The 14,498-nt window shown below is 66.2% G+C and carries 14 protein-coding genes; 4 read left to right on the plus strand and 10 right to left on the minus strand.

All coding sequences use genetic code 11. The annotated features are described in order from the left end of the window. Window positions 1-191: 191 nt before the first annotated feature. The 4 genes from ACZ7KI_RS43000 to ACZ7KI_RS43015 all read right to left on the minus strand — a co-directional run bounded on the left by ACZ7KI_RS43000 (window position 192) and on the right by ACZ7KI_RS43015 (window position 3,569). On the minus strand, window positions 192-449 hold the full coding sequence (locus tag ACZ7KI_RS43000; RefSeq protein ID WP_470278761.1) for a hypothetical protein: 258 nt from the start codon (window positions 447-449) through the stop codon (window positions 192-194). Beyond that, window positions 446-829 carry a WhiB family transcriptional regulator gene (locus tag ACZ7KI_RS43005; protein ID WP_465503090.1) on the minus strand — a complete coding sequence of 128 codons (384 nt, stop codon included), beginning with the start codon at window positions 827-829 and terminating at the stop codon, window positions 446-448. Before ACZ7KI_RS43005 ends, ACZ7KI_RS43000 begins: the two co-directional genes overlap by 4 nt. A 167-nt stretch (window positions 830-996) precedes the next feature. Then, the gene (locus ACZ7KI_RS43010) at window positions 997-1,263 is read right to left on the minus strand and encodes a hypothetical protein (protein WP_044856370.1); all 267 of its coding nucleotides are present in this window, start codon (window positions 1,261-1,263) and stop codon (window positions 997-999) included. Window positions 1,264-1,481: 218 nt separating this feature from the next. Continuing rightward, window positions 1,482-3,569 carry an ATP-dependent DNA helicase UvrD2 gene (locus ACZ7KI_RS43015; protein ID WP_470278762.1) on the minus strand — a complete coding sequence of 696 codons (2,088 nt, stop codon included), beginning with the start codon at window positions 3,567-3,569 and terminating at the stop codon, window positions 1,482-1,484. A gap of 64 nt (window positions 3,570-3,633) precedes the next feature. Between ACZ7KI_RS43015 and ACZ7KI_RS43020 the strand changes: the two genes are divergently transcribed. Further along, window positions 3,634-4,362 carry a DUF4191 domain-containing protein gene (locus tag ACZ7KI_RS43020; RefSeq protein WP_061981160.1) on the plus strand — a complete coding sequence of 243 codons (729 nt, stop codon included), beginning with the start codon at window positions 3,634-3,636 and terminating at the stop codon, window positions 4,360-4,362. 483 nt (window positions 4,363-4,845) lie between these two features. Then, a complete protein-coding gene (locus tag ACZ7KI_RS43025; protein WP_470278763.1) occupies window positions 4,846-5,418 on the plus strand; it encodes a hypothetical protein in 573 nt (190 codons plus the stop codon). Window positions 5,419-5,467: 49 nt separating this feature from the next. Here ACZ7KI_RS43025 and ACZ7KI_RS43030 read toward each other — a convergent pair whose 3' ends face one another. Next, window positions 5,468-5,953 carry an RDD family protein gene (locus ACZ7KI_RS43030; protein WP_470278764.1) on the minus strand — a complete coding sequence of 162 codons (486 nt, stop codon included), beginning with the start codon at window positions 5,951-5,953 and terminating at the stop codon, window positions 5,468-5,470. Window positions 5,954-6,125: 172 nt separating this feature from the next. Between ACZ7KI_RS43030 and glnA the strand changes: the two genes are divergently transcribed. Continuing rightward, on the plus strand, window positions 6,126-7,550 hold the full coding sequence (glnA, locus tag ACZ7KI_RS43035) for a type I glutamate--ammonia ligase (protein WP_037321238.1): 1,425 nt from the start codon (window positions 6,126-6,128) through the stop codon (window positions 7,548-7,550). An 88-nt stretch (window positions 7,551-7,638) separates the two neighbouring features. Here glnA and ACZ7KI_RS43040 read toward each other — a convergent pair whose 3' ends face one another. From ACZ7KI_RS43040 to ACZ7KI_RS43060, 5 genes are all read right to left on the minus strand, one after another. Next, complete coding sequence (locus tag ACZ7KI_RS43040) at window positions 7,639-8,073, minus strand: acyl-CoA thioesterase (RefSeq protein WP_020633826.1); 435 nt, start codon at window positions 8,071-8,073, stop codon at window positions 7,639-7,641. 128 nt (window positions 8,074-8,201) lie between these two features. Further along, window positions 8,202-11,174: a bifunctional [glutamine synthetase] adenylyltransferase/[glutamine synthetase]-adenylyl-L-tyrosine phosphorylase gene (locus ACZ7KI_RS43045; protein WP_470278765.1), complete on the minus strand. Its 2,973-nt coding sequence runs from the start codon at window positions 11,172-11,174 to the stop codon at window positions 8,202-8,204. Window positions 11,175-11,282: 108 nt separating this feature from the next. Next, window positions 11,283-12,419, minus strand: coding sequence for an inorganic phosphate transporter (locus ACZ7KI_RS43050; protein ID WP_470278766.1), 1,137 nt, complete (start codon window positions 12,417-12,419; stop codon window positions 11,283-11,285). A 93-nt stretch (window positions 12,420-12,512) separates the two neighbouring features. Then, entirely contained in the window at window positions 12,513-13,268 is a 756-nt protein-coding gene (locus ACZ7KI_RS43055) for a type 1 glutamine amidotransferase (RefSeq protein WP_470278767.1), read from the minus strand. Between the two features lie 85 nt (window positions 13,269-13,353). Then, the gene (locus ACZ7KI_RS43060) at window positions 13,354-13,806 is read right to left on the minus strand and encodes a rhodanese-like domain-containing protein (RefSeq protein WP_470278768.1); all 453 of its coding nucleotides are present in this window, start codon (window positions 13,804-13,806) and stop codon (window positions 13,354-13,356) included. A gap of 107 nt (window positions 13,807-13,913) precedes the next feature. Between ACZ7KI_RS43060 and ACZ7KI_RS43065 the strand changes: the two genes are divergently transcribed. After that, entirely contained in the window at window positions 13,914-14,360 is a 447-nt protein-coding gene (locus ACZ7KI_RS43065) for an Lrp/AsnC family transcriptional regulator (protein WP_470278769.1), read from the plus strand. The last annotated feature ends 138 nt before the right edge of the window (window positions 14,361-14,498 follow it).

A 14,498-nucleotide genomic window follows, 5' to 3' on the forward strand; every position in this document is an offset into this window, starting at 1 on the left:
CCCCCCCCCCCCCCCCCCCCCCCCCCCCCCCCCCCCCCCCCCCCCCCCCTCCCCCCCCCCCCCCCCCCCCCCCCCCCCCCCCCCCCCTCCCCTCCTCCCCCCCCCCCCCCCCCCCCCCCCCCCCCCCCTCTCCCCCCTCCCCCCCCCCCCCCCCCCCCCCCCCCCCCCCCCCCCCCCCGCTCCCCGTGGGGTCAGGCCTGCAGGCGCTCGGCTCGCCGGGTCGCCCAGCGAGCGACCCGGTTCCACCTGCGTACGGCGCGTCCGCCGCTTCGAGCCCGCTGCGCGCGGACTCCCTCCTCCAGGTCTCGTATTCGGGCTCTGGACAGTTCTTCATAAAGCAACATTTCGCTGGTCTCCTCGACCTTGATCTCGTTCAACTTGGCCGGCGCGAGAGTCCGGTTACCCGTTCGCGCCTCGTAATCCCTGGTGGTAATGGGTTCGACGGTCATGCCGCTGCGCTCCGCTCGACCTTGCGCGTGGCGGTACGAGCCTCGGCTGCGGGCTCGACGACCGAGTTCTTGCGGGGGCGGCCACGGGGCCGCTTCCGCGCGACGACGACGCCACGCTCGAAGATCTCGCCACCCCAGACACCCCACGGCTCACGCCGCGACAGGGCACCCGCGAGGCAGGCGGAACGGACCGGGCAGTCCGCGCAGAACGCCTTCGCACGCTCGAGCTCTGCCGGCGACTCGGCGAACCACAGGTCCGCGTCGCCCGAACGGCAGGGAAGCGTCGACTCAGGCGAGTCGATGGCGTCGAGCAGGTCGACGACGCCTGCGTCGGCGAAGGGCAGGGCCTCCTCCGGCGCGAAGGCTATGGCCGATGACATAAGTGCACTCCTTTGTCCCGTAACGGATTGCGTACTGACGGTGGAACTGGACAACGCTGAACCCCAATTAGGTTGTGCAGCCAACTTGTTTGTGCAGCAAAAAACACGAAGGCCGCGGATCCGGTTACCGGTTCCGCGGCCTTCGTGAGCCTCTAGTCCTGACTAGGTCAGGAACTTCGCTCCCGTATGGACAACGGAACACGGAACTGCTTGATGGTCGGCAGATCGACGCCACCGTTCACGTACGCGCCACCGAAGACAGCGGTGTGCGTGAAGGTTTCGTCAGCGGTGACCCAGCGCCGGTTGAGACGCTGAGTGCCGCGGGCGGCGAGGATGCTCACGGGCATGAAGGCGCCCTGACGCTGAGCCTGCGGAACTTCCGCGACGCAGGACAGACGGGTGCCCGGTTTCGTGACCATCATGTTGATCCTCATTTCACCGGCACCACCTTTCTCTGTCGCGCGCGAGCCGCACTGCGGTCTACGCTGTGTTGTAGAAGTTCTTTCCCCAGTCCCAGGCGCTTGCCGCCCGGTCCCTGCAGGTTATTGCCCTCGACCACACCGGGGCAACTTATTTTCCAGAAAAACCGTCGAAGCTACGAAGATCGGCTCTGAGCAGCGGGTTCGCCGCGTGGATCAAGCCCGCGACGCGGTCAAGTCTCCACCGAGGCCCGCACGACGTCGAGAACCTCCGCTCCGAAGCGTTCGAGCTTCGTCGCGCCGATCCCGGAGATGGCACACAACGCTGTGTCATCGGTCGGCCGTTGCTCGGCGATGGCGACCAGTGTCGCGTCCGTGAAGACGACGAAGGCCGGCACCTTGAGCTCGCGGGAGCGTTCCCCTCGCCAGGTTTTCAGCTTCTCGAGCAGCTGCTCATCCACATTGGACGGGCAACGGGAGCAGCGACCCAGCTTGATGTCCAGGGTCTCCACCAGCGGTCCGCCGCAAACTCGGCATCGTGCCTTGGTGCCGGAATGCTTCGGTTGCTGAGCTCGGGCGACCCTCGCCGCCGGGTGGTCTTCGGGGATCAACCCGTAGAGGAACCGGCTGCGTCGCCGATTGCGGCGGTTTCCCGACGTCCTGGCCAAGGCCCACGAAAGCGAGAGATGCTCCCGTGCGCGAGTGACACCGACATAGAAGAGACGGCGCTCTTCCTCGATGGCGGCGTCGTCACCGTCGGCGTGGAGGATCGGCATGGTCCCCTCGGCGAGTCCCACGAGGAACACCGCATCCCATTCGAGGCCCTTCGCCGCATGAAGCGAGGCCAAGGTGATGCCCTCCACTGTCGGCGGGTGCTGCGCGCTCGCCCGCTGTTCGAGCTCCGCCACGAACCTGGGCAGATCCGCGTCGTCGACGGTGGAAGCAAGCTCCTCGGCCAGCTCGACGATCGACAGGAGCGCGTCCCACCGTTCTTTCGCCGCACCTCCCGCCGGGGGCTGGTCGGTGAGTCCTACCTTCGCGAGAACAGAGCGGACCCTGGTCACCAGCTCGCCGGTGTCCGCGTCGGTCGCCGCCATCCGCAACGCGGACATCGCCTGCCGGACCTCGGTCCTGGCGAAGAACCGCTCGCCACCGCGGACCAGGTACGGGATGCCCAACTCCGCCAGCGCCTGCTCGTAGGCCTCGGACTGGGCGTTGACGCGGTAGAGCACCGCGATCTCACTGGCCGCCACGCCACCGTCGAGCAGATCACGAATCCTGCGGGCGACGGCGGCGGCTTCCGCGGTCTCGTCGTCGTATTCGGCGAAACGCGGGGGCGGCCCCGAAGGGCGCTGGCCGATGAGCTTCAGCCTCGACCCCGCGGGCCGGCCACGGGCGGCACCGATCACCTGATTGGCGAGAGCCACGACTTCCGGGGTCGAGCGATAGTCCCGCTCGAGCCGCACGACCGTCGCCTCGGGGTACCTCCGCGTGAACTCCAGCAGCGGGCGGGGTGAAGCGCCACCGAAGGAATAGATCGTCTGGTTGGCGTCGCCGACCACGGTCAAGTCGTCGCGGCCACCGAGCCAGGCGTCGAGCAGCCGCTGTTGCAGCGGGGTGACGTCCTGGTACTCGTCGACGACGAAGCAGCGGTAGCGCTCGCGGAACTCCTGAGCCACCACCGTGTGCTCCTCGAGAACGGCGGTGGTGTGCAGGAGCAGGTCGTCGAAATCGAGGACCTGCGCGGCGTTCTTGACCTTCTCGTAGTTTCGGTAGACCTCCGCGACCTGCGACGCGGGCGCGGGTGTGTCCCGCTGCGTGCGAGCGGCGACGGCGGGATAGTCGTCCGGCGATACCAAAGAGGCCTTGCTCCACTCGATCTCACTGGCGAGGTCGCGCAGGAGTTCCGTCTCAGTGCCGAGACCGGCCTTGTTGGCGGCTTGGCTGATGTAGCGGAACTTGTTCTCGAGCAGCTCCCAAGGCCTGTCACCGACGACCTGGGGCCAGAAGTACCGAAGCTGGCGGCGCGCGGCGGCGTGGAAGGTAAGCGCTTGGGCGGCATCGACACCCAGGCCCCGAAGACGCGCGCGCATCTCCCCCGCCGCCCGTGTCGTGAAGGTGACCGCGAGGACCTGACCAGCGGCGACGTGCCCCGAGCGGACCAGGTGGGCGATGCGGTGCGTGATCGTCCGCGTCTTACCGGTCCCCGCTCCCGCGAGTACACAGACCGGGCCCCTCGGGGCGCAGGCGGCGGCGCGTTGCTCGGGGTCGAGCCCATCGAGCAGGCCTGGACGACTCTTCGGGGACGATGCGCTAACCACGTCCCCGATCCTCGCAGAGGGCCCGACGGGATCGGCGCAGGGCACGCGGCCGTATCCTGGTCACATGGCGGGAAAGCAGGACAAGGAAGCAGCGAAGCTGGCCAAGAAGGAGAAGCGCGCCGCGAGCAAGGCTCGCCGCGGGCAGATCTTCGAGGCCTTCAAGATGCAGCGCAAGGAAGACAAGGCGCTCATCCCCTGGATGGTCGGATCGCTCCTGGTCATCACCGGTGTGGTGTTCGGCATCGGGTTCATCTTCGATGTCCACTGGGTCGTGCTGCCGCTGGGCATCCTGCTCGGCGCGCTCGCCGCTGTGATCATCTTCGGCAGGCGGGTCCAGAAGACCGTGTACTCGAAGGCCGACGGACAGCCGGGCGCGGCGGCCTGGGCACTCGAAAACATGCGAGGCCGTTGGAAGGTGACGCCGACCGTGGCGGCCACGACCCAGCTCGACGCCGTGCACCGAGTGCTCGGTGGCCCGGGTGTCGTGCTCGTCGCCGAGGGCGCACCGCACCGTGTCAAGTCCCTGCTCGCGCAGGAGAAGAAGCGCGTTGCCCGCTTGATCGGTGAGACCCCGATCTACAACGTGATCATCGGGAACGAAGAGCAGCAGGTGCCGCTGAAGAAGCTACAGGGCTACCTCATGAAGCTCCCCCGAAACCTCAAGCCTGCCCAGGTCGACGCGCTGGAAGCGAAGCTCGCCGCGCTCGGAAACCGTGGCGCCGCGATGCCCAAGGGCCCGATGCCTGCCGGCGCGAAGATGCGCAACGTTCAGCGCACCATCCGCCGCCGCTGACCAAACGAGGATCAGGGGTCCTTTACTGCCGCACGCGGTAGTAAAGGACCCCTGATTCGTTTCCGGACGAAAACTGTCGGTGGGTGGTCGCATGATCACTGTGTGGATGGAAGCTCGGACGCTCGGCAGCGGGCCTTGGCGGCGATGTTCCCGGACGGCGTGGCCGCCCGGGCGAAACTTGTCGCCCTGGGGCACTCCCACTCCTGGATCTCTCGCCGTTGTCGTGAAGGCGGCCCGTGGCGACGCCCTGTTCCCGGCGTCATCCTTTTGACCAACGCCACTCCGACCAGGCGCCAGCTCCTGAAGGTCGCGCTTACTCACGCTGGCCCGAAGGCCATGCTCACCGGTGTCCAGGCGGCCCGGCTGTACGGAGTCAGACGACTTCCACCAGAAAGACGGGCGCACACTTTGATCCCCCACCGAAGCAAGGTCGCCACCTGGGGATTCGCCGTCGTCGAACGAACCATCCACCTGCCTGAACCAGTGGAGATCGACGGCCTGCCGGTAGCACCGCTCGCCAGGGCCCTGATCGATGCGGCTCGGCGTATGGACGAGCTGCAATCCGTGCGGGCGATGATCCACGACGCCGTCGATCGCGGACTCTGCACTCCGGAAGAACTTCGAGAAGAGCTGGCGCAGGCCAGCACGATCGGCTCAGCACTGCCCCGCCTCGTCGTCGGCGCACTCCAGGACGGCGTCGACTCCGCCGTAGAGCAATGGCTGGAGACCGTGCTCGAACGCAGCGGCTTGCCTAGACCAGAGCGCAATGTCGAGCTACGAGCTCCAGACGGGCAGGTAGTCGGTGTCGCCGAGGTGTGGTGGCCGAAGGTCTGCGTCGCCCTGCAAATCCACCACGCCGAGGTCGCCCTCGAACCGGGCAAGGCGCCCGAAACACCCGCCCTGGGCGCCGCCGGCCTCATCGTCGTCCAGGTGAGTCCAGCGCAGCTAAGAGACCAGCCGTTAGTCGTGGTGCAAGAGTTGCGAGCAGCTCACCGCCGCGCTCAGCAACGACCGCCTCCGGAGCTCAGCGATGCTCCTGCGGCACCGGCGGCCTGAGGAGCCGTTGCCGCAGGGAGAGCAAAGGTCCCTTGCTCCCCAGCCAGCGTCAGCGCATGCGAATCGCGACGGTACCGGTCAGCCGGTCGAGCCAGCTTCGGCCATCGATGTTGCGGATCGCGGCCGGGATGATCACGAAGGTCAGCGCCGCTCGCACGACGGCGCGCCACACGCCGACCATTTGCGCGCCGTCCAGCCTGGCGACACGGATTCCGACCGCTGCCATACCTGGCGTGAAGCCGAAGAAAGTCACGGGAATGATCGTGATGACCGCCCAAACGCCCACCGACCAGAGATTGAACGTCTGCATGACGGCTGGATCCTGGAGGCTGGGTGTCACGAAGAGGGTGGTGACCAACGAGGCGAGAACCAAATCGATGACCAGGCCGAGGAGACGTGACCCGCCGCCCGCTACCGAACCGACACCCGAGTGGGGTAGGCCGAGTCGCTCACCGCGCCACCGCTGCGTACCCTCGCCACCGGCCGTCGTTCCGTCCCCGGCTCCGGGCAGCCATTCTCCGGTCCATCTCGCCACCCATCCAGGGTATGCCGGTGGCGCGGACCACATTCGCCCTGGTCGACTACCCGATATCGCCGACCCGTTAACACCGGCGAAACATACGGGTGACGGTCGGGCAACACCGCGCTCTTAGCGTGAGCCAAAGAGAGTACTGCCGCCGGCAACGAACGAGAAGGAGTCACCGAGGGTGCCCACTACTCCAGACGACATTCAGCGCCTAATCGCCGACGAGAACGTAGAGGTCGTCGACGTCAGGTTCTGCGACCTGCCCGGCGTTATGCAGCACTTCACCGTTCCGGCGAAGGCGTTCAACGAAGAAGCCTACGAAGAAGGCCTCGCCTTCGACGGCTCCTCGGTGCGTGGTTTCCAGTCGATCCACGAATCCGACATGCTGCTCCTCCCGGACCCCGAGACGGCGCGCATCGACCCGTTCCGCAAGGCGAAGACGCTTTCGCTGAACTTCTTCGTGCATGACCCCTTCACCCGCGAGGCGTACAGCCGCGACCCGCGCAACATCGCGCGCAAGGCTGAGCAGTACATCTCCGAGTACGGCGTCGCGGACAACGTGTTCTTCGGCCCTGAGGCCGAGTTCTACATCTTCGACTCGATCCGGTTCGACTCCGCCGAGCACGCGTCGTTCCACGAGATCGACTCCGTCGAGGGCTGGTGGAACACCGGCGCCGACGTGCCGGGCGGCAACCAGGGTTACAAGACGAAGTTCAAGGGCGGCTACTTCCCCGTCCCGCCGGTCGATCACTTCGCCGACCTGCGTGACGAAATCGTCCGCAACCTGCAGGGTTCCGGTTTCGAGATCGAGCGCGCGCACCACGAGGTGGGCACCGCCGGTCAGACCGAGATCAACTACAAGTTCAACACGCTGCTGCACGCCGCGGACGACCTGCAGCTGTTCAAGTACATCGTGAAGAACACCGTCTTCGCCGCCGGCAAGACCGCGACCTTCATGCCGAAGCCGCTCGCCGGCGACAACGGCTCGGGCATGCACTGCCACCAGTCGCTGTGGAAGGACGGCACGCCGCTGTTCCACGACGAGTCCGGTTACGCGGGGCTGTCCGACACCGCCCGCCACTACATCGGTGGTCTGCTCAAGCACGCGCCGAGCCTGCTGGCCTTCACCAACCCGACCGTCAACTCGTACCACCGGCTCGTGCCGGGCTTCGAGGCTCCGGTCAGCCTGGTGTACTCGCAGCGGAACCGGTCGGCCTGTGTCCGTATCCCCATCACGGGCAACAACCCGAAGGCCAAGCGCGCCGAGTTCCGGTGCCCGGACTCCTCCGGCAACCCGTACCTCGCGTTCTCGGCGATGATGATGGCCGGCCTCGACGGCATCAAGAACAAGATCGAGCCGCCGGAGCCCATCGACAAGGACCTCTACGAGCTCCCGCCGGAGGAGGCCCAGAACGTCAAGCTCGTTCCCGGCGACCTCGGCACGGTCCTCGACACGCTGGAGGCCGACCACGACTACCTGCTCGAAGGTGGCGTGTTCACCCCCGACGTGATCGACACGTGGATCTCGTACAAGCGTGAGAACGAGATCGACCCGCTGCGGCTGCGCCCGCACCCGTACGAGTTCTCGTTGTACTACGACGTGTGATCGTGCGGTAGGAACACCAAGAGCACGCCGGTGGTGAGGTGCGGAAACGCCCTCACCACCGGCGTTTCTTTTGGTCCCGGCAGTGCGGCTACTCCGAAGTGGAGAGAACCTTCAGGTCGACGCCGGCACGCTCGATGCGGCCGCGCGGGTCGTCCACCAGCTTGCGTCGCTCGAGATCCATCAGCCCCAGGGTGCAGGTGATCTCCGCGGAGAGGGTGCCGTCGACCTTGTAGATGTTCGAGTCCATGTGGAAGGTCTTGCCGGTGCCGAATTTGGCGTCGCAGGTCACGTCGACGACGTCGCCGGCCCGCAGCTCGCGCCGGAACACGATGTGGGACTCAAGCAGCACGAAGGCGAGATTCGCGTCTCGCATGCCCGAGTTGAGGCCACCGGCTAGCTCCATCAGTTCGAGTCTGGAGACCTCGCCGTACGAGTGGTAAACGGCGTGGTTGAGATGGCCAAGAGTGTCCAACTCGTAGTGACGCACCTTGATCCGGGTGCGAAAAGGCTCGCGCACAGTCACCGGTCCACTGTAAGCGTCGCTGTCCGTCCGCGACGCGGAGTGTGAGCAAGGGACCTTTGCTGCCGCCTCGTCCCCGTCCGGCAGGCGATAGCAAAGGTCCCCTGCTCTCTTGCCGCAGGTCAGAGCGGTCAGTCCTGATAGAAGAGTGTCTCAACGATCGCGTGGGCACGTCGCGTCGTCCGCCGGTAGGCGTCGAGGAACTCTCCGGGATCGTCGTCGGCCGAGTAACCGAGCACACGGGCGACCGCGGCGAGATCTCGGCCGGAACTGGGGATCTCGTCGACAGCCTTCCCCCTGACCAGCATCCCGGCGTTCCGGACACGTGTCGCCAGCAGCCAGGCTTCGGTCAGGGATTCGATTTCGGCGGGGTCGGCGAGCCCTGCCTCTACCGCGGCCTTCAGCGCTTCGATCGTCGATGTGGTTCGGAGCCCCTCTACTTCGTGCCCGTAGCGCAGCTGCATGAGCTGCACGGTCCACTCCACATCCGCGAGCCCGCCGCGGCCGAGTTTCGTATGGCGGGTCGGGTCGGCGCCCTTGGGCATCCGCTCCGTCTCCACTCGCGCTTTGATCCGCCTGATCTCCCGCACTCGAACCGCGTCGAGTCCCGCCGCGGGATATCGAATGGGGTTGATCATCTCGATGAACCGCGCACCGAGGTCGTCATCACCGGCTATGAAGCGGGCACGAAGCAACGCCTGCGATTCCCAGACCTCTGCCCATCGCCCGTAGTAACTGCGGTAGGACTCCAGCGTCCGCACCAACGGACCGCTCCGCCCCTCCGGGCGAAGGTCGGCGTCGACGACCAATGCCGGGTCGGGGCTCGGCGCACCGAGAATCTTGCGAACCGTCTCAGCCACTGAGGAAGCGAACTTCGCTGCTTCAGAGTCGGATACCCCCTCGGTCGGCTCGCATACGAAGAGGACGTCAGCATCGGACCCATACCCGAGTTCGGCTCCACCCAGACGCCCCATGCCGATGACCGCGATTATCGCGGGTGTCCGGCCCAGCTCTGCCTGGCGCTGGCGATAAGCAGCGGCCAAGGCACCCTGCAACACGGCGACCCACACACTCGACAACGCTTCGCAGACTGATGGAACGTCGAGCAATCCCAGCAGGTCTGCCGACGCGACCCTCAGCATCTCGTGCCGGCGTAGTGATCTCGCGGCCGTGACAGCGGCGTTCAGTCCAGGCTGGCGGCGAACCGCGGCTCGCAGCGAAGTGGCTACTTCGGCGGGCGTGCGACCGGCCAGCCGCGCGGGATCACCGAGCAACTGCAGCACTTCAGGTGCTCGCGCCAGCAGGTCGGGCACCAATCTCGACGTGCCCAGCAAGAAGGCAAGCCTCTCGACGACCGCACCCTCGTCCCGCAGAACCCGGAGGTACCACGGCGTTTCTTCGAGTGCTTCCGAGACCTTGCGATAGGACAGAAGTCCTCGGTCCGGATCCGGAGTATCGGCGAGAAGGTCCAACAAGACCGGTAGCAGTGCCTGTTGGATGGCCGCCCGTCGAGACATCCCCGCGGTCAGCGCCTTGATGTGCTGAAGCGCTCCGTCCGGCGCGGCATAACCGAGCGCGGCCAGACGGCTCTCCGCTTGTTTCGTCGTCAGGCGCAGCGCCTCGGTCGGCACATTCGCGACGGACTGCAGCAGCGGCCGATAGAAGAGCTTCTCGTGAAGACGCCGGATGCTCTGCAGGTGGCGGCGGAACTCCGCCAGCAGCACATCTCCTTCGCTCCTGCCCCGCGCAGGCCGTACCCCGCTCGCCCTCGCGATCGTTCGCAGCTCGCTGGCATCCGAAGCGGCAGGGAACAGGTGCGTACGCCGAAGCCGCCGAAGCTGGAGCCGGTGCTCGATGGTCCGGAGGAACTCGTAGGACGAGCCGAGCTCCGCAGCATCCGTACGGCCTACGTACCCGCCCTCCCCCAACGCGGCGAGAGCGTCCATCGTGGACGGAGAACGCAGCTCGGTGTCAATCCGGCCGTGGACCAGTTGCAGCAACTGCACGGCGAACTCGACGTCACGAAGACCACCTCGGCCCAGTTTCAGCTCTCGCTCGGCGTGCGCGGACGGCACGTGGCCTTCGACGCGGCGCCGCATTTTCTGGACCTCGGGGACGAAATTCTCCCGATCCGCCGCCGCCCACACCTTCGGCGCGACCATCTCCGCGTATTGACGCCCGAGCTCGGCGTCACCCGCGACCGGTCGCGCCTTGAGCAAGGCCTGGAACTCCCAGGTCTTGGCCCATTTCTGATAGTAGGCGGCGTGCCCGTCGAGCGTACGGACCAGCGCACCGGCCTTGCCCTCCGGACGTAACGCCGCGTCGACCTCGAAGCAGGCCTTGCCGACTACGCGCATCATCGTGCTGGCCAGCCGCGTCGAGACCGCGAGATCTCCGTCGCCGACGAAGATGACGTCCACGTCGCTCACGTAGTTCAGCTCTCGACCGCCACATTTGCCCATGGCGATCACAGCGAGCCGGCCTTCGACGTCGGCGCCCACTTCTGACTCCGCGACCAGGAGCCCCACCGTCAGTGCGGCCTCGGCCAGGGTGGTGAGCTGCGCTCCGATCTCGGCATAAGGGGGCTGGTAAAGGCCGGGTTCGACGAGGTGGCCGAGGTCGGCCGCGGCGATCCCGAGGAGCAGCTCGCGGTACCCGGTGCGCAGAGCCTGCTCTGCCTCGAGCCCGGTGAGCAGTTCACCTTCCGGGCGCAAATGGGCCAGGAGGCGGCTCACATAGCGATCCGGTTCAGTGCACTTGTCACCTCGGAGGGTCTTCCAGCAGTCGGTGTTCGCGACCAGGAAGTCCACGAGTGCGCTTGAGGTGCCCAGAACGCCGAGCATCCGGCCGCGGAAGGTGCGGTTCGTGCGAAGCGCCTGATCGAGCTCGGCCCAGGAGGCAGGGTCGGCCTCTCGGATCCGGTCGAGCCCGCTCAAGGCGAGATCGGGATCCGCCGCACGGGAAAGGGCTGACAACACGTCGGCAGCGGAATCATCCGGACCGGATTCGGTCCACCAACCAGCAGCACGGAGCTGCCCGTCGGCACGGGGGTCGGTGAAGCCGTATCTCGCCACGGAAGCGGTCGGCCTGGCACGCTCAACCATCGACCCCACCGTAGTCGTCTTGGCGCCCGTGACTCGATGGGCGCGCAAGGAATCAAGGGACCTTTGGTATCGCCGGGCCGGGAGCGATACCAAAGGTCCCTTGCTCCGCTAGGCGGCGATCCTGCCGATTTCGGGTTCGGGTTCGGGAACGGTCGGGGTGGGGGTGGTGAAGCTGCCGGCGTTGACGGGGCTCCGTCGTGAAAGCAGGTAGATCCCACCACCGACAGCCAGGCCCACGACACCGACGGCGATGGTGCCCACCGTGCCGGTCGAAGTCACCAGGCCGGCTGCGGCTCCGACGATGGCGGCGGCCGGAAGGGTGAACAACCAGGCGATCACCATGCGGCCGGCTGTGCGCCAGCGCACCGGTGACTCATTCCTGCCGACACCGGATCCGACGATGCCGCCGGAGCAGACGTGGGTCGTCGAAAGGGGAAAGCCGAAGCTCGTCGAAGCGAGGATGACCGCCGCCGAGCTGGTCTGTGCCGCGAAGCCCTGTGGGCCATCGATATCCGTCAGGCCTTTACCCAGCGTGAAAGTGATTCGCCAGCCACCTAGATACGTACCGAGTGCCAGCGCCAGCGCCGCACTGACGATCACCCAGAGCGGCGGCCCAGCACCGGCGGGAAGGCTCCCCGCAGTGATCATCGTCAGTGTGATGACGCCCATCGTCTTCTGGGCGTCGTTCGTGCCATGCGCGAGCGAAACTAGGGAAGCGGAGATGATCTGGCCGATACGGAAACCGGCAGTGCGGCCGCGGCGGACGAAGATCCGGTAGACGAAGTACGTCACGATCATCGCGACGAGGCCTGCCAGAACAGGGGACAGCGCCGCGGGCACCAGGACCTTCTCGACGATCTTTCCGAAATGGACCGAGTCGGTTCCGGCCGAGACCCACGTGGCGCCGATCAGGCCACCGAACAACGCGTGGGACGAACTGGATGGCAGCCCGACGAACCAGGTGACCAGGTTCCACACGATCGCACCGACCAGCCCGCCGAACACGATCGCCGGTCCGATCTTGGTGTCATCGACCAGTCCGTTGGAGATGGTCTTGGCCACTTCGACCGACAGGAAGGCTCCGACCAGGTTCAGGACCGCGGAGATCGTCACCGCGACCTTGGGGCGAAGCGCCCCGGTGGCGATCGACGTCGCCATCGAGTTGGCCGTGTCGTGGAAGCCGTTCGTGAAATCGAAAATTAGGGCCGTGACGACGACGAGCACGACCAACACTGAGGGCTCCACCCCGACCTCCGAACCCTTCGAAATCTCCTTCGCAAGGTACCTGACCGCAAGACCGGAGCGTTAACAACCCATACGCATTTGAGACATACGCCGTTAAGCCATCGGCAAAGTACGTTGACGTTCCGCAGCCGGAGAGAGGTCACCGGACACCAGTCGGACGAAGCGGTGCGCGAACGGTCGCCAGGTTTCGGCGATGTCGGCATGCACCCGGGCGAGATTCTCCGGGGTCAGTGCGTCCGGCCGGGTGAGTTCTGCCATTTCAGGCGACTGGCGTGCCCAGTCAAGGACGATCTCTGGTGTCGTCTCGACGTGAAACTGGACACCATAGGCACAACGGTCGAAACGGAAAGCCTGATTCGGATACCGCGGCGACGAAGCGAGGAGCTCCGCTCCTGCCGGCAGCCGAGTGATCGCGTCATTGTGGAACTGCAAGACATCCTGCATGAGCGGTAGGTCCGCGAAGAGCGGATCGGTCCAGGCCGCGTCCTTCTTGGACACAAGCCCTGGGCCCACTTCGGGTCCTTGATCGCCTTCAGCCACAACGCCTCCCAACGCCACGGCGAGGAGCTGACCCCCGAGGCAGATCGCGAGCGTCGGAATGCGAGCGCCAACGGCCTTCGAAAGCAGCTTTCGCACGTCCGCGAGCCAGGGATGAGTGGCGTCATCGTTCGCCCCCATCCCCCCGCCCAGACAGACGACACCCGCGTAATCACCAAGATCGGAGGGAAGGCCTTGGCCGGGCAGCAGCCTGATCTCGAGCTCGGCCCCCGCTTCGGTGAGCCAGCCACCGAGTGGGCCGATCGGATCCGATTCGTCTGGCTGGATGACGAGCAACTTGGGAGCGGTCACCACCCCAGCCTACGACCGGTGGCGAGCAGGGGACCTTTGGTATCGCTACGGGGGCGGCGATAGCAAAGGTCCCTTGCTCCCTCGGTCAGCAGGCGCAGCGTGGGGTGGGCGCGGAGGCGAGCGAGAGGACGGGTGTGTCCCGCTCGACGGGATAGCCAGCCGCTTCCCAGGCGGTTATCCCACCGGACAGGCGTTTGACCTTGAAGCCGAGTTCCGCGAGTTTGAGGGCGCCCTTGGTCGCGGCGTTGCAGTAAACGCTCTCGCAGTAGCAGACGTAGACGAGATCTCGGTCGAGCCGGCTGACCGACTCCGGGGTCATGTCCCGGTACGGGAGGTTGATCGCGCCGGGGATGCGAGCGGAAGCGAAGGCTTCAGGGGCTCGCGTCTCGACGACCACGTATCCGTGCTGGGTACCGGCGGTGAGATCGCGGACAAGGTCGTCGGGATCCACATCCAGGGCGAGTTCGGCACGAAGGTGCGCGGCCGCGGCCGCGATGTCCAGGACCGGAAACGTCAGTACACGGGGTTCGATCGTCATACCTTAATCGTGCAGTCTCGCGATCATCGTGGACATCGGCGAATCCAGGTGTTGCCGCCGGTTAGCCTGGAGTTTCCTGGCGGAAGCGGCGATCAACCTGGAGTTCCGTGAACCTCGATGATCTTGACTGGCAGTTGCTCGAACTTCTCCAGTCCGACGGGCGGCTGACCTTCTCCGAGCTCGGCAGGCGAGTATCGCTGTCCGCCCCTGCGGCGACCGAGCGAGTGAGGCGTCTCGAGGAAAAGGGGATCATCACCGGTTACTCGGCCAGTGTGGATCTGACGAAGCTCGGGTTGCCCATCGAGGCGATGGTCCGGGCGAAGGTGCGGAGCCTGGACACGGCTCGCTTCCGGGAAACCATCCTCCCTCTTCCACAGGTGCTCGACGCTGACCACGTCACAGGCGACGAGTGCTGGTTGCTGCGGGTCGCCTGCCGGAACACAGCGGAGTTGGAGGAGCTTGTAGAGCGGATGCAACGCTATGGGGAGACGACGACTTCGCTGGTCTTCTCGTCGCCGGTTCGCCGCCGCGGGGTCGGCCGGCAGCGAAGCTGAGCGACGCCATCGGGAGAGCAAGGGACCTTTGCTATCACCGGACGGGGTCTGGGTATGAGGAAAGGGTCCAGGTCCTGGGAGAACTCGTGGTTCTCGACCAGGTCCTGGACCCTTGTCCGTTTTCTAATGTTAGTCCGG

Source organism: Amycolatopsis sp. NPDC039088 (genome assembly GCF_055598845.1).

Bases quoted from the DNA above. Each gene is read 5' to 3' on its own strand.
- ACZ7KI_RS43005 (WP_465503090.1), bottom strand. From the start codon at position 829: ATGTCATCGGCCATAGCCTTCGCGCCGGAGGAGGCCCTGCCCTTCGCC.
- ACZ7KI_RS43000 (WP_470278761.1), bottom strand. From the start codon at position 449: ATGACCGTCGAACCCATTACCACCAGGGATTACGAGGCGCGAACGGGT.
- ACZ7KI_RS43045 (WP_470278765.1), bottom strand. From the start codon at position 11,174: ATGGTTGAGCGTGCCAGGCCGACCGCTTCCGTGGCGAGATACGGCTTC.
- ACZ7KI_RS43010 (WP_044856370.1), bottom strand. From the start codon at position 1,263: ATGAGGATCAACATGATGGTCACGAAACCGGGCACCCGTCTGTCCTGC.
- ACZ7KI_RS43060 (WP_470278768.1), bottom strand. From the start codon at position 13,806: ATGACGATCGAACCCCGTGTACTGACGTTTCCGGTCCTGGACATCGCG.
- ACZ7KI_RS43020 (WP_061981160.1), top strand. From the start codon at position 3,634: ATGGCGGGAAAGCAGGACAAGGAAGCAGCGAAGCTGGCCAAGAAGGAG.